Annotated in this window: 15 protein-coding genes; 6 read left to right on the top strand and 9 right to left on the bottom strand. The window is 60.4% G+C overall.

Annotated features, from left to right (window positions below):
* Positions 1-54 precede the first annotated feature (54 nt).
* The 5 genes from BLO50_RS02705 to BLO50_RS02685 all read right to left on the bottom strand — a co-directional run bounded on the left by BLO50_RS02705 (position 55) and on the right by BLO50_RS02685 (position 4909).
* Positions 55-531, bottom strand: coding sequence for an REP-associated tyrosine transposase (locus BLO50_RS02705; RefSeq protein ID WP_090248502.1), 477 nt, complete (start codon positions 529-531; stop codon positions 55-57).
* Between the two features lie 101 nt (positions 532-632).
* Positions 633-2465 (bottom strand): ABC transporter ATP-binding protein, encoded by a 1833-nt coding sequence (locus BLO50_RS02700; RefSeq protein WP_090248501.1) that lies wholly within the window; start codon positions 2463-2465, stop codon positions 633-635.
* A gap of 123 nt (positions 2466-2588) precedes the next feature.
* Positions 2589-3143 (bottom strand): peptidylprolyl isomerase, encoded by a 555-nt coding sequence (locus tag BLO50_RS02695; protein ID WP_090248499.1) that lies wholly within the window; start codon positions 3141-3143, stop codon positions 2589-2591.
* A gap of 11 nt (positions 3144-3154) precedes the next feature.
* Complete coding sequence (locus BLO50_RS02690) at positions 3155-3967, bottom strand: alpha/beta fold hydrolase (protein WP_090248498.1); 813 nt, start codon at positions 3965-3967, stop codon at positions 3155-3157.
* A gap of 15 nt (positions 3968-3982) precedes the next feature.
* A complete protein-coding gene (locus BLO50_RS02685; protein ID WP_090248496.1) occupies positions 3983-4909 on the bottom strand; it encodes a PA3225 family LysR-type transcriptional regulator in 927 nt (308 codons plus the stop codon).
* 77 nt (positions 4910-4986) lie between these two features.
* Between BLO50_RS02685 and BLO50_RS02680 the strand changes: the two genes are divergently transcribed.
* The 3 genes from BLO50_RS02680 to rarD all read left to right on the top strand — a co-directional run bounded on the left by BLO50_RS02680 (position 4987) and on the right by rarD (position 7140).
* A complete protein-coding gene (locus BLO50_RS02680) occupies positions 4987-5301 on the top strand; it encodes a 3-phosphoglycerate kinase (protein WP_090248494.1) in 315 nt (104 codons plus the stop codon).
* A gap of 142 nt (positions 5302-5443) precedes the next feature.
* Positions 5444-6043 carry an FMN-dependent NADH-azoreductase gene (locus tag BLO50_RS02675; RefSeq protein ID WP_090248493.1) on the top strand — a complete coding sequence of 200 codons (600 nt, stop codon included), beginning with the start codon at positions 5444-5446 and terminating at the stop codon, positions 6041-6043.
* A gap of 200 nt (positions 6044-6243) precedes the next feature.
* On the top strand, positions 6244-7140 hold the full coding sequence (rarD, locus tag BLO50_RS02670; RefSeq protein WP_090248491.1) for an EamA family transporter RarD: 897 nt from the start codon (positions 6244-6246) through the stop codon (positions 7138-7140).
* Here the strand turns inward: rarD and BLO50_RS02665 are convergent.
* Both BLO50_RS02665 and BLO50_RS02660 read right to left on the bottom strand, forming a co-directional pair.
* Positions 7135-7689, bottom strand: coding sequence for a dihydrofolate reductase family protein (locus BLO50_RS02665; protein ID WP_090251165.1), 555 nt, complete (start codon positions 7687-7689; stop codon positions 7135-7137). The genes rarD and BLO50_RS02665 overlap by 6 nt on opposite strands.
* Positions 7690-7785: 96 nt before the next feature.
* Positions 7786-8439 carry a 7-cyano-7-deazaguanine/7-aminomethyl-7-deazaguanine transporter gene (locus BLO50_RS02660; protein ID WP_090248490.1) on the bottom strand — a complete coding sequence of 218 codons (654 nt, stop codon included), beginning with the start codon at positions 8437-8439 and terminating at the stop codon, positions 7786-7788.
* Between the two features lie 253 nt (positions 8440-8692).
* Here BLO50_RS02660 and BLO50_RS02655 point away from each other — a divergent pair, with 253 nt between their 5' ends.
* A complete protein-coding gene (locus BLO50_RS02655; protein ID WP_090248488.1) occupies positions 8693-10042 on the top strand; it encodes a DEAD/DEAH box helicase in 1350 nt (449 codons plus the stop codon).
* 67 nt (positions 10043-10109) lie between these two features.
* Here the strand turns inward: BLO50_RS02655 and BLO50_RS02650 are convergent, their stop codons facing one another.
* Entirely contained in the window at positions 10110-11090 is a 981-nt protein-coding gene (locus BLO50_RS02650; RefSeq protein WP_090248486.1) for a zinc-dependent alcohol dehydrogenase family protein, read from the bottom strand.
* Positions 11091-11211: 121 nt separating this feature from the next.
* The gene (locus BLO50_RS02645) at positions 11212-11517 is read right to left on the bottom strand and encodes a hypothetical protein (RefSeq protein WP_090248484.1); all 306 of its coding nucleotides are present in this window, start codon (positions 11515-11517) and stop codon (positions 11212-11214) included.
* Positions 11518-11691: 174 nt separating this feature from the next.
* Here BLO50_RS02645 and BLO50_RS02640 point away from each other — a divergent pair, with 174 nt between their 5' ends.
* Both BLO50_RS02640 and BLO50_RS02635 read left to right on the top strand, forming a co-directional pair.
* The gene (locus BLO50_RS02640) at positions 11692-12084 is read left to right on the top strand and encodes a transcriptional regulator (protein ID WP_090248483.1); all 393 of its coding nucleotides are present in this window, start codon (positions 11692-11694) and stop codon (positions 12082-12084) included.
* A 127-nt stretch (positions 12085-12211) separates the two neighbouring features.
* The gene (locus BLO50_RS02635) at positions 12212-12991 is read left to right on the top strand and encodes a substrate-binding periplasmic protein (RefSeq protein ID WP_244152830.1); all 780 of its coding nucleotides are present in this window, start codon (positions 12212-12214) and stop codon (positions 12989-12991) included.
* The last annotated feature ends 2 nt before the right edge of the window (positions 12992-12993 follow it).

Below are 12993 nucleotides of genomic sequence, written 5' to 3'. Positions count from 1 at the left end.
AGCGGGCCATGCCCGCGAATCGATATCGGAGACCCCAACCATCGCTGAGCCTTATCAAAGCCAGACGGCATTCCAGAACGGGTAATCGCCGATCCGTGAAACTAAACCTGCCCGCAGTGGGTTGGCCACGATGTAACGGGCGACGGCTTGAAGGTCTTCCTCTTCGCGTAGGGCATGATCGTGAAAGGCTTTTGACCAGAGCGGGCCCGCTCGATTTAGGGCTCTGTTGGCGTAGCGAGAACTGGCGGATTTGAGCCGGCCCATCACTTCGCCGAGGTTGTCGGCCTCGCCAAGCTGAAGTAACCAGTGCGCATGATCCGGCATTAACACCCAGGCCAGGATGCGGCTATTCCTGAGTAAGGTGGCGTCTTCAAAACAACGTGCGGCCGAGCAGGCCGCTGGAAAGTGGGTGAACAGCGGTTTGCGGTTTTGGGTTGTTGTGGTGATCAGATAAGCCGTATTGCAGATAGATGCACGGCCTCTACGCAAGGCCGCGTTGCCCTGTGTTTTGTAGCTGCAGCGCTCGTCCATAAGCATTCTCCTTGAGAAATTCGCGGGCATGGCCCGCTCCTACAGGAGGATAGTCTGACAATACACATCAACCGTAGCGGCCCATGGCCGCTATCTGCGTTTTACTCCACCCCGACAAATCCCCCTGTCTGATGCTGCCAAAGGCGCGCATAGAGGCCGCCTGCGGCAATCAGCTCACTGTTGCTGCCGGTTTCGACGATACGCCCCTGATCGATCACCACCAGCCGGTCCATACGCGCAATGGTCGACAGGCGGTGGGCGATGGCGATCACTGTTTTGCCCTGCATCAGGGTATCCAGGCTTTCCTGGATCGCCGCTTCGATTTCCGAGTCCAGCGCCGAGGTGGCTTCGTCCAGCACCAGAATCGGTGCGTCCTTGAGCAGCACGCGGGCGATGGCGATGCGTTGGCGCTGGCCGCCGGAGAGCTTTACCCCGCGCTCGCCGATCTGTGCGTCGAAACCATGGCCGCCCATGCCGTCGTCCAGCAGCGGGATAAAGCTGTCGGCGCGGGCCTTGCGCACGGCGTCGAGCAGCTGTGCTTCGCTGGCTTCGGGTTTGCCGTAGAGCAGGTTGTCGCGGATCGAGCGATGCAGCAGCGAGGTGTCCTGGGTGACCATGCCGATCTGCGCGCGCAGGCTCTCCTGGGCTACGTCGGCGATATTCTGGCCGTCGATCAGGATGCGCCCGCTCTCCAGGTCGTAAAGGCGCAGCAGCAGGTTGGCCAGGGTTGATTTGCCCGCGCCGGACGGGCCGATCAGGCCGATCTTCTCTCCGGGTGCCACCGTCAGGCTCAGGCCGGCGATCACGCCGTTGCGCTTGCCGTAATGAAAGTGGATGTTGTCGAACTGCACGGCGCCCTGGCTGACGTGCAGCGGCTTGGCCTCGGGCTGGTCGAGTACCTGGCGCGGCTGCACGATGGTTTTCATGCCGTCCTGCACGGTGCCGACGTTCTCGAAAATGCCGTTAACCACCCACATGATCCATTCGGCCATGCCGTTGATGCGGATCACCAGGCCCAGTGCCAGGGCGATAGCGCCAGTGCTGATCAGTTGCTGATCCCACAACCACAGGGCCAGCGCGCCGGTGCCGACGATCAGCATGCCGTTAAGGCAGGTGATCAGGAAATCCAGGGTAGTGATGATGCGCGACTGCAGACGTACCTTGCCGAGCAATTCCTGCATGGCTTCGCGGGCGTAGTGTTCCTCGACCTGGGTGTGGGCGAACAGCTTGAGGGTGGTGATGTTGCTGTAGCCGTCGACCACCCGGCCCATGACTTTCGAGCGCGCCGCCGAGGCCGCCGCTGAGCGTTCCTTGATACGCGGCACGAAGTACCAGAGCGCCGCGCAGTAACCGACTATCCACAGCAGCAGCGGGGCAATCAGGCGCAGGTCGGCGGCAGCAAACAGGTACAGCGCGCTGGCGGCATACACCAGCACATGCCAGAGCGCGTCGACCACCTGCATCGCCGAGTCGCGCAGCGAAGGGCCGGTCTGCATGATGCGTTGGGCAATGCGCCCGGCGAAATCGTTCTGGAAGAAGCTCAGGCTCTGCTTGAGCACATAGCGGTGGTTCTGCCAGCGGATCAGGTTGGTTAGGCCAGGGTTGATGGTCTGATGCGTGAGCAAGTTATGCAGGCCGAACACCAGTGGGCGGATGACCAGCGCCACCAGCAGCATCCACAGCAGCGTGTGCTGGTGCTGCTCGAAGAACTCGCCGCTCGGGGTGTTCTGCGTCATGTCGATCAGCTGCCCGAGGAAGCTGAACAGCGCCACTTCGATCAGGGCGGCGACGAAACCGACCACCAGCACGGCGAGCATCAGCGGCCAGACCTGGCGCAAATAGTAGGCGTAAAACGCCAGCATGCCGGCAGGAGGCTCGATATCCGGGCTGGCTTTGAAAACGTCGATCAGGTGTTCGAAGCGGCGGAACAGCATGTCAGGCATCCTGCCTAAGTCAGGGAATAGCGCCCGATTCTAACGAGTTTGCCGGGAGGGTGTTGCGCAGAAAAAGCAGGAGGGAAACGCGCGGGGTGAGCAGGCTCACCCCGCGTGGGTTTATCAGAGACGCTTGGCGGCGGTGATCAGCACCGGCTCGCGCGGGACGTTCTGATGGCCGCCACGGTTGGCAGTCGGCACCTGGGCGATCTTGTCGACCACGTCCATGCCCTTCACCACCTTGCCGAACACCGCGTAACCGAAGTCACGCGAGCCGTGGTCGAGGAAGGCGTTGTCCTTGTGGTTGATAAAGAACTGGCTGGTGGCGGAGTCGCGTACCTGGGTGCGGGCCATGGCCAGGGTGCCGCGCACGTTGTGCAGACCATTGTCGGCTTCGTTCTTGATCGGCGCCTGGGTGTCTTTCTGCTGCATGTCGGCATCGAAACCGCCGCCTTGCACCATAAAGCCAGGAATCACGCGGTGGAACTGGGTGCCAGCGTAGTAGCCGCTGTCGACGTAGGCGAGGAAGTTGGCGGTGCTGATCGGCGCCTTTTCGGCATCCAGTTCGATCTCGATTTCACCGAGGCTGGTGGTCAGCAGCACTTTCGGGTTTTCGGAGGCCAGCAGGCTGCCGGCAAACAGGATGGAGCAGGCGGCGAGGGTGAGGGTCTTGAACATGCGGGTAGTCCTTATTGTTGCGTGGCAGTGGGGGCGGCCTGTTCGACTTCGGCAAGGAAGGCCAGCAGGCTGCTGTTGAATTGTTCGGGTTGGTCCAGCGGTGTGGCGTGGCGTGAATCTTCGATTACCAGCAGGCGCGCATTGGGCATTTCGTCAACGTAGGCCTGCTTCTGCGCCACCGGGGTGTAATCTCGGTCGGCCGTGACCACCAGGGTCGGACAGCTGATCCGCGCCAGGCGTTCCCGCACGCCCCAGCCGATAATCGCATCCAGGCTGGCAAGGTAAGCACGCTTGTCGTTCTGCGGCCAGCGCACCAGGATTTTCTGCCGTAGCTCTTCCTGTTCAGGCTTGGGGAACAACAGTTTGCCGAGTGCCTTGGCAATGGTGTCGAGGCTTAGCAGGCGCGACAGCGTCCAGCGTTTGGCGATCTCGATATAGTCGCGCGGGCTTTTCGCCTTCACTTCCGGGCCGCTGTTGACGATGCACAGGCTTTTCAGCAATTCGGGGCGATCCACGCCCAGCTGGAAGCCGATCATGCCGCCCATGGAAATGCCCACCAGATGTACCTGCACCAGTTGCAGGTGCTCGATCAGCGCCGCCACATCCTCGGCGAAACCTTGAATGCTGTAGCGCTCGCGGGGTTTGTCCGAGCGGCCATGGCCGCGCACATCCAAGGCGATCACCCGGTAATGACGGGCCAGCTCGGGCACCTGGTATTCCCAATCGCGGGTGCTTGAGCCAAGGCCGTGTACCAGCAGCACAGGGGCACCGTGGCCGTAGTCTTCATAGTGCAGCTGGCAATCATCGTTGTTGAAGTAGGGCATCTGCGGGACTCCTTATCAGGCCGAGGGCAGCGGCGCAGCAAAGGCTGCATTTAACGGCGCAGCATCGAAACGCTGAATCAGCTCAACGAGAATCTGTGTTGCGGGCCCCAGGGGCTTGTCCTTGTTCGAGTAGAGAAAGAACAAGGGGTTGCGGCTGCCACCCTGGTCCAGTGGCAGCGGTTTGAGCAGGCCGTCCTTGAGCTCGCGCTCAATCATATGGCGTGGCAACCAGGCAAAGCCCAGGCCGTTGCCGACAAACGTGGCGGCAGTGGCCAGGCTGCCGACCGTCCAGCGCTGTTCGGCGCCGAGCCAGCCAACATCCTTGGGTTGTTGGCGACCTGAGTCGCGAATCACCACCTGCATCTGGGTTTCCAAATCCTGGAAGGTTACGACGCGCTGCAGGCGATGCAGCGCATGATCGGGGTGAGCCACGGCGACAAACTCCACGGTGCTCATTTCCGCACCGAGAAAACCGGGAATGTTCAGCGCGCTGATGGCCAGGTCGGCCATGCCGTCCTTGAGCACTTCTTCCACCCCGGACAGAACTTCCTCGCGCAGACGTACACGGCAGCCGCGGCTTTGCGGCATAAAGGCGGTCAGCGCGCGCACTAGGCGGGCGTTGGGGTAGGCGGCATCGACCACCAGGCGTACTTCGGCCTCCCAGCCTTGCTCCATATGGTGCGCCAGGTCTTCCAGTTGGCTGGCCTGTTTGACCAGTTGCCGCGAGCGGCGCAGCAGCACGTCGCCGGCTTCGGTCAACACCGCCTTGCGTCCGTCGATACGCAGCAGCGGTACGCCCAGCTGCTCCTGCATCCGTGCCACGGTATAACTCACCGAAGATTGCGAGCGGTGCAGCACCTCGGCGGCCTGGGCAAAACCGCCGTGATCGACCACGGCCTGCAGGGTGCGCCATTGGTCGAGCGTTACGCGGGGGGCTTTCATATTCGATTCCCGTACTGAGGGTGCAAACACCCACTCAATCAACCTAAACTGGCCGTCTTTTACCGGAGACTGCCCTGATGAAAAAGCTCTGTTGTGCGTTGCTGGCCTGCTTGCCGCTGACTGTAATGGCCTACCCGATCGAGGTGGAAAAACAGCTTAATGGTGCTGAAGTCTCCGCCACCACTCAGGAAATCGACCACAACATGGGGGCTGTGCAGCTGTACAACTATGGCCGTAGCGATGCCAAGTGCACGGCGGTTTTCCGGAACGGCCCTGAAGCGCCGCGCACCCGCAAGGTCGTCCTGCCCGCTGGTGACAGCAACAACCTGGCGGTGAAGTTCAGCCGTAGCATTATCAAGCTGCGGGTCAAACTAACCTGCGAGCTGTCTTAATACTGGCCTGAGACTAAGCGCGGCCTGGCTATAAATCAAATTATTAGATTGTTTTGTGCGGTTATTTGCGCTTTTTAATCGAATTAAGTGCGCCTACTCTTTGTCCATCGACGTTCAACACCCCTTCGATGGAGCACACAACATGGCCAACATCCTGGTAATTGAAAGCAGCGCCCGCCAGCAAGGTTCGGTTTCGCGTCAGATGACGGCGCAATTTATCGCCAACTGGTCGTCTGCCAATCCGGCAGATCAGATCAAAGTGCGTGACCTGGCGGTTGATCAGGTGCCGCATTTGGATGCCAACCTACTGGGCGGTTGGATGACCCCAGTGGAGCAACAGAGCGACGCCGAGCAAGCGGCACTGGCGCTGTCCAACCTGCTGACCGATGAACTGCTGGCCGCCGATGTGCTGGTGCTGGCCGCTCCCATGTACAACTTCGCCATCCCCAGCACCCTGAAGGCCTGGCTCGACCACGTGCTGCGCGCCGGGGTGACCTTCAAGTACACCGAAACCGGTCCGCAAGGCCTGCTCAGCGGCAAGCGTGCCTTTGTCCTGACCGCTCGCGGCGGCATCTACGCCGGCAGCGCTCAGGACCATCAGGAACCCTACCTGCGTCAGGCGCTGGCTTTTGTCGGTATCCACGATGTCAGCTTTATCCATGCCGAAGGCCTCAACCTGGGCAGCGAGTTTATGGAAAAGGGCCTGAATCAGGCCAAGGCGCAACTGGCCCAGGCCATCTGATTTTTCCGCAACATCTTGATCTCCTGGCGTCCGGTGCTCCTGGACGTCTCTGCCCGCTCTGCTGATGCAGCGCGGGCTTTTTTATGCCCTGCATTTTTGCACTGTACGGCTGTTTAAGTACCTGGCTGTGTCGCTTTATGACTGTGGACTTCATTACAAGCCAGGCAAGATGTCAGGGTCTGATTGAGCAGGGTGGAGTGATGCAGCTGTCTGGGCGCGGTGTAGCGCTGTCGATTATTGCCTCGGTGTTGTTTGCTCTAGTGCCGGGCTATGTGCGGCTGTTAGCACCACTGGATGGCTTGCAGGTGTTTGCCCAGCGGGTGTTGTGGTCAATACCGGCGGTGTTGCTGCTGATCACCTTGTCGCGGCAATGGCCGGTGCTGCTCGCCGCCTGCGAACGAGTGCGGCGCGAGCCGTTGCTGTTCGCCAGTCTGCTGTTGGCCGCGTTGTTGATGGGGATTCAGTGGGCGCTGTTTGTCTGGGCGCCGCTGGCCGGACGCATGCTGGAAGTGTCGCTGGGCTATTTCCTGCTGCCGCTGGCCATGGTGCTGGCCGGGCGGGTGTTTTATGGCGAGCGGCTGCGGCCGTTGCAGCGTCTGGCGGTGTTCTGCGCCTTGCTCGGCGTGGCCCATGAACTGTGGCTGACCCAGGCGTTCTCCTGGGTGGTGATGGTCACGGTGCTGGGGTATCCACCGTATTTCATGTTGCGCCGCTGGATGCGCCTGGACGCCTTGTCCGGCTTTGCCTTCGAGATGCTGTTTATGGCACCGGTGGCGATCTGGCTGGTGCTGCAATGGAGCCCGCCGCAGCTGTTTGCCCAGGCGCCGCAGCTGTGGTGGCTGCTGCCGGGGCTGGCGATCCTCAGCTCCCTGGCGTTTGCCGCGATGATGGCTGCCAGTCGTCTGCTGCCGATGGGCCTGTTCGGTATTCTCAGTTATGTCGAGCCGGTGCTGTTGTTTCTCGTAGCGCTGCTGTTTCTCGGTGAGCAGTTCAATAGCGCGCAATGGTTGACCTACCTGCCGATCTGGCTGGCGGTACTGCTGGTCGGCTGGGACAGCGCGCGGCTATTGATCAAGCAGGCGCGGCAAGGTTTATAGAACGACATCCGCAGGGTTTTCCGGCAGCACCTGATAGTGCAGTTGCATCACGCCGCTGCTGAAACTACGTTGTTCGTGCAGTCTCAGGCTGCGTTCCAGACCGCTGGCGAACATTGGAATACCGGCGCCCAGCAGATAAGGCACCAGGCTCACCACCAGCTCGTCGAGCAGACCGGCAGCAAAACAGTTACCGGCCAGCGAACCACCGCCCACCAGCCAGATACGCTGATGGCCTTGTTCGGCCAGCGTCGTCAGGGCTTCGCTCGGTGTGCAATGGCGCATGCTTACGCCATCCGGTAATTGTTCGTGCGGATAGCGGGTCAGTACCAGGCAGGGTTTGCCGAGGTAGGGCCAATCCTCCTCGGCGTCCATCAGCGTGTCGAAGGTCATGCGGCCCATTAGCAGGGCGTCGATGCCGTCATAAAAGGCGTGATAACCGTGGTCGTCGCCAGCCGCCTGGATGCTTTCCAGCCAATCGACCCGGCCATCCGGGCGAGCGATATAGCCGTCCAGGCTGGCGGCTACGTAGTAGATCAGAGTGGGTTTCATGCTGATGCCCCCCCGGCAACCGAACAAGCCCATGGCGAGGGCTGTTGAACGGTTGAGTCGGATTGCGCAGCAAAGTTTCCTGCTGGTCTTGCGCGCTTAGCTGGCGGCCTGAGTACGCCCAGCCAACATGCGCAGAATGGCATTGAGCAACATGCCGTAGAGCGGCACGAACAGCAGCAGGCTGACCGCCAGTTTGACCCCGTAATCGACGGTGGCGATCTCCACCCAGTGCTCGGCCATAAACGGGTTGCTGCTGTTCCAGAATGCCACCGAGAAGAACGCATAGGTGTCCAGCAGGTTGCCCAGGACGGTCGAGACTGTCGGCGCTACCCACCATAGCGACAGCTGGCGCAGGCGGTCGAATACCTGAATATCGAGGAACTGTCCCAGGACGTAGGCGAGGAAGCTGGCGATGGAAATGCGCAGCACGAACTCGTTGAACTCCAGCAAGGCGCCGAAGCCGCGAAAGCTGGCTTCCTGAAACAGCACCGAGACGATGTAGGAAATCAGCAGCGCCGGCAGCATCACCCGGGCAATCACCCGGCGCGCCGCCTGTTTGCCGAGTAGGCGTACGGTCAGGTCAGTGGCCAAGAAGATAAACGGGAAGCTGAACGCGCCCCAGGTGGTGTGCCAGCCGAACAGGGTGATCGGCAGCTGCACCAAGTAATTGCTGGCGATGATGATCAAGATATGAAACAGCACCAGTGCAATAAGTGCATTGCGCAGGCGCTGAGGGGCGGTAATAAGCATGACGGAACCTTTTTGCTGAATGGGGTTAGGGAACCCATGCCACCCGGAATTGAATGGCGGCGCGCATTCTACCGGCGCGATGCCTTATATGCGTAGTGGTCTGACGGGAGGCGTCGATTTGTGCTGTTTACGCGCGCGGCTGCAGGGCCGCCAACTAGGCTACAGACGCCGTTGGCCAGGCCGTTCGGGCTTTTAGCCGGCAGAACCGGTAATCTATGCCGCTGTATTGCTGATTTTTTGTCGAGGTATACCCGTGTTTTCCCAATTCGCCCTGCATGAACGCCTGCTCAAAGCCGTGGCCGAGCTGAAATTTGTCGAGCCCACCCCGGTGCAGTTGGCGGCCATTCCGCTGGCGCTGCAAGGAAAAGACTTGCGGGTTACCGCGCAAACCGGCAGCGGCAAGACCGCAGCCTTTGTGCTGCCAATGCTCAATCGCCTGCTCGGCGATGGCGCTTCCCAGCCACGCATGAGCGTACGCGCGATGATCCTGCTGCCGACCCGTGAGCTGGCGCAGCAAACCCTCAAGGAAGTCGAGCGCTTCGCTCAGTTCACCTTCCTCAAGGGTGGTCTGATCACCGGTGGTGAAGACTTCAAGGTGCAGGCCGCCATGCTGCGTAAGGTCGACATCCTGATCGGCACGCCAGGCCGTCTGATCGAACACGCCAATGCCGGCAACCTGCTGCTCGATGAAGTCGAAGTGTTGGTGCTCGATGAAGCCGACCGCATGCTCGATATGGGCTTTGCTGAAGACGTGCAACGTCTCGGCGAACTGTGCAATGCCGACCGCCAGACCCTGCTGTTCTCTGCCACCAGTGGCGGCGCAGCCCTGCGCGAAGTGGTCGGCAAGGTGCTGAAAGAGCCTGAGCACCTGCAGCTCAACCGCGTCAGCCAGCTCAATGAGGGCACCCGTCAGCAGATCATCACCGCTGACCACAACCATCACAAAGAGCGCTTGGTCGAGTGGTTGCTGAAAAACGAGACCTACGACAAGGCGATCATCTTCACCAATACCCGCGTCCAGGCTGACCGCCTGTACGGCAAGTTGGTCGCCCATGACTTCAAGACCTTTGTGTTGCACGGCGAGAAGGACCAGAAGGATCGCAAGCTGGCCATCGACCGCCTCAAGCAGGGCGCGGTGAAGATTCTGGTGGCCACCGATGTAGCGGCCCGTGGTCTGGATGTTGACGGCCTGGATCTGGTGATCAACTTCGATATGCCGCGCTCCGGCGACGAATACGTGCACCGCATCGGCCGTACCGGCCGCGCTGGCGCCGAAGGTCTGGCGATCTCGCTGATCTGCCACAACGACTGGGCGCTGATGTCGAGCATCGAGCGCTACCTCAAGCAGCGTTTCGAGCGCCGCAATATCAAGGACCTCAAGGGCATTTACCAGGGCCCGAAAAACCTCAAGGCGTCCGGCAAGGCGGTTGGTCCGAAGAAGAAAAAGATCGACCCGAAAACCGGCAAGAAACTCGCCACGAAAAAGCCGGCCGCCAAGGCGCCGAAGCGCAACACCATCAACCGGCCGAAACCCGATGCGCCGGTGCTGGTCAGCCAGGACGGCTTGGCACCGCTGAAGCGCCGTACCCCCGCAGCGGAATAACTCGGCTGCAGTGTGATTACAACGGCGGGTTGGCTGGGGAGCTAATCCGCCGTCGTCATTTCAGGGCTTACTTCGGTACGATCAATATCTTGCCATCGCGCTCGCCACTGGCGGCAGCTGCTACGGCCTGCTTTATCTCGCTGACGTCATAGGTCGCAGCAACGCGGGTATGCAGCTTGCCGCTGGCGATCAGTTGTACCAACTCACCAAACACTTTCATCTGCTCGGCCTGGCTGGCGTTCTGGAACCACTTGGCCAGCCAGAAGCCGCGCAAGCTGACATCGCGGAACACAAACGACGCGGGCGAAACCTGACACGGCTGGCGGCTCATCATGCCGTAGTTAACCAATACGCCGCCCTCGCAAAGGCTGGCGGCCAGGTGATCAGTGGCTTCACCGCCCACGGCATCAATGCCCAAACGCACGCTTGCACCGCCAGTGGCAGCACGCACGCGTTTAGCCAGATCCGGACCGTCGACCAGCACCACATCACCGCCTTCTGCTTCCACGCCGGCCACTGCCGACTCACGGCGTACCACGTTGATGGTTTTGAAGCCGCGCAGCTTGGCCAGCTGGATCAGGTAGCTGCCGACGCCGGAGTTGGCGGCGTTCTGGATCACCCAGTCACCGGGTTTGAGGTCGACGAATTCACTGAGCATCAGGGAGGCGGTCGGTGGGTTAACCGTCATCATCGCCAGTTGCTGTGGGTCGGCTTCCGGCAGGGGAATAAGTTTATTGGCCTGCGCATTCAAGTGGCTGACCCAGGTGCCGCAGCCAACCGGTAACAGCACCATCTGGCCGACCTTCAGGTTGCCGACCTCGGGGCCCAGTACTTCCACGCGGCCGACGCCTTCGTTGCCGCCAATCGCTGGCAGCGGCGGTAGCATGCCGTATTCGCCGGTCAGGGTAAGCACATCCGACGGGTTGATCGGCGCAGCCAGAACCTTGATGCGCACCTGGCTGGCGCCAGGCTCTGGCAGTTGCAGCTCTACGGCGGCAATCACTTCGTGAGGTTGCGGGCCGCGTTGTTGGTATTCGGCTTTAAGCATGGGAATTCTCCGGTAGAGGCTGAACAAAGTGGCTGAAGTCTAGACCGGAGTGACCAAGGTGCGACGAATCCTCCGTTATCGATCCGGGTGATCGGCAGCGGTTGAACAAGCCGAGTGGTGGCTAGTTTGGGTCGTCTTGCATGTTATCGCCGGCTTCTTCCAGTTCATTGAGACGCTGGTCGTAGCCTTCGCAAGCGTTTTCCATCTCGTCAGAGGAAGTCTCGGGTGAGGTTTCCTTCAGTTCTGCGCGCAGCTGTTCCGCACGGGCAGGATCTTTTTTGGTGATCTCTGCGACTTTGGCTGCGAGTTGCTCGGCTTTGGCGATCGCCTCCTCGGAACTGCACGAAGCGTAGGCCGTGCTCTGGGCAAATAGAGCGAAGTCAGCGCAAAGGCTCAGAGCGGTTTTACTGGGCAGAGTGATCTTCATGGCAATGTCCTCGCGGGCGAATAGGCAGACGTGTTCGGTTGAGTAGGCCTGGGTGGGGAAAGTTCAGGTCGAACCTAAGCGGGCAGAGGTGGGTCGGAACTTAACAGGGCGGCGTGCAATGCAGCCCTCGCGCTTGCCACTGGGTTGAGCGCAACGCGAATGGGAGAGAGCGATATGTCTTATAACTGGGATCTTATCGAGCGCTTGCTGCATGAAGTGCAAAGTTCCGCCGGTAAAAACTTCGCGCCCCGTGCTTATGCCGAGGAGCTCGCGCAGGAGCTTGAGCGTGCAGGTGAGCACACCGATAACTTGGATGCGTTGAAAGCACTGGCGGCGGAGTACGAATCGCAGTTGCTCGGCGCTGGCTTTATCGAACCTCGGCCGGAAGAGGAGGGCGGTAACGGCGAGAATTTCGTGCTGACCCCACGAGGCTTGCAACTGCTCAGCATGATTGATAGCAGCATTCCTGGGGGTGAGCATTCCCGTGAGTTGCTTGACGACCAGGGCCCGGCCGCGTTATCGCCGGAGGTTTTTGCCGATACGGCGGCTAAAGCCAATCTCGTTTAACAACGTTTGGCAATGCGTGCTCAGCCGCTAGTGCACGGCTGGGCAGTTAGGCTTTCAGTCTTGCACTGAAAGCTGCTGATGCGTGGCGTATGTCCGATTCGGAATAATCGATCTCAGCGATAGAGCAATGCAGAGTCATGCCATAGCCGGCTATGCTGGGCTCTGGTCCAACTTGGGTATCGCTATGAAGTGGTTGTGGGTCTGTTGTTTGTTGTCGTGCAGTCTTAGCGTCTCGGCGCAAGCCTTGCGCGTAGGCTTTGGTACGCACAAACCGCCTTATATCTTCGAGAGTGAGGCCAGTGGCCTGGAGTACGACATCGTGATGACTGCCGCGCAGCGCGGCGGGCTGGAGCCGATGGCGTACTATGCGCCGATGGAGCGCTTGAACCTGATGCTGAGCAAGGGCCATATCGACGTTATTGCCACCACCAACGAGCGCAGCGGTGGTTCTATTTTTTATTCGGATGCCTATATCCGCTACCAGAACGTCGCGGTGGCCTTGCGCTCGCGCAACCTGGATATCCAGCGCATCAGCGACCTGGTGGGTTACTCGGTAAATGCCTTCCAGCGTGCGCGCTTTCTGCTTGGCAGCGAGTTTGAGGCCATGGCTGCAAACAACCCGCGCTACCGCGAAGAAGCTTTTCAGATCGCCCGCAACCGCATGCTCTACAGCGGTCGGGTGGATGTGGTGGTGTCGGATATGCGCATCCTGCGTTACTTCAACCGTGAGGTGTATACCCAGGTGGATGTGACGCAGCCGCTGACCCTGTACCCGATTTTTGCGCCTACTGACTACAAGCTGGGTTGCCGCCTGCAGGCCGATTGCGAGCGCTTCAACCGGGGTTTAGCGGCGATTCGGGAGAATGGTGAGTACACGACTATCGAGCGCCGTTACGCCGTGTATTGAAG

The organism is Pseudomonas peli (genome assembly GCF_900099645.1).
Lineage (GTDB): Bacteria > Pseudomonadota > Gammaproteobacteria > Pseudomonadales > Pseudomonadaceae > Aquipseudomonas > Aquipseudomonas peli.
The sequence above is the reverse complement of the archived record's forward strand: the minus strand, read 5'-3'. Positions and strand labels throughout refer to the sequence as shown.

Bases quoted from the DNA above. Each gene is read 5' to 3' on its own strand.
- BLO50_RS02705 (WP_090248502.1), bottom strand. From the start codon at position 531: ATGGACGAGCGCTGCAGCTACAAAACACAGGGCAACGCGGCCTTGCGT.
- BLO50_RS02700 (WP_090248501.1), bottom strand. From the start codon at position 2,465: ATGCTGTTCCGCCGCTTCGAACACCTGATCGACGTTTTCAAAGCCAGC.
- BLO50_RS02695 (WP_090248499.1), bottom strand. From the start codon at position 3,143: ATGTTCAAGACCCTCACCCTCGCCGCCTGCTCCATCCTGTTTGCCGGC.
- BLO50_RS02690 (WP_090248498.1), bottom strand. From the start codon at position 3,967: ATGCCCTACTTCAACAACGATGATTGCCAGCTGCACTATGAAGACTAC.
- BLO50_RS02685 (WP_090248496.1), bottom strand. From the start codon at position 4,909: ATGAAAGCCCCCCGCGTAACGCTCGACCAATGGCGCACCCTGCAGGCC.
- BLO50_RS02680 (WP_090248494.1), top strand. From the start codon at position 4,987: ATGAAAAAGCTCTGTTGTGCGTTGCTGGCCTGCTTGCCGCTGACTGTA.
- BLO50_RS02675 (WP_090248493.1), top strand. From the start codon at position 5,444: ATGGCCAACATCCTGGTAATTGAAAGCAGCGCCCGCCAGCAAGGTTCG.
- rarD (WP_090248491.1), top strand. From the start codon at position 6,244: ATGCAGCTGTCTGGGCGCGGTGTAGCGCTGTCGATTATTGCCTCGGTG.
- BLO50_RS02665 (WP_090251165.1), bottom strand. From the start codon at position 7,689: ATGAAACCCACTCTGATCTACTACGTAGCCGCCAGCCTGGACGGCTAT.
- BLO50_RS02660 (WP_090248490.1), bottom strand. From the start codon at position 8,439: ATGCTTATTACCGCCCCTCAGCGCCTGCGCAATGCACTTATTGCACTG.
- BLO50_RS02650 (WP_090248486.1), bottom strand. From the start codon at position 11,090: ATGCTTAAAGCCGAATACCAACAACGCGGCCCGCAACCTCACGAAGTG.
- BLO50_RS02645 (WP_090248484.1), bottom strand. From the start codon at position 11,517: ATGAAGATCACTCTGCCCAGTAAAACCGCTCTGAGCCTTTGCGCTGAC.
- BLO50_RS02640 (WP_090248483.1), top strand. From the start codon at position 11,692: ATGTCTTATAACTGGGATCTTATCGAGCGCTTGCTGCATGAAGTGCAA.
- BLO50_RS02635 (WP_244152830.1), top strand. From the start codon at position 12,212: ATGCAGAGTCATGCCATAGCCGGCTATGCTGGGCTCTGGTCCAACTTG.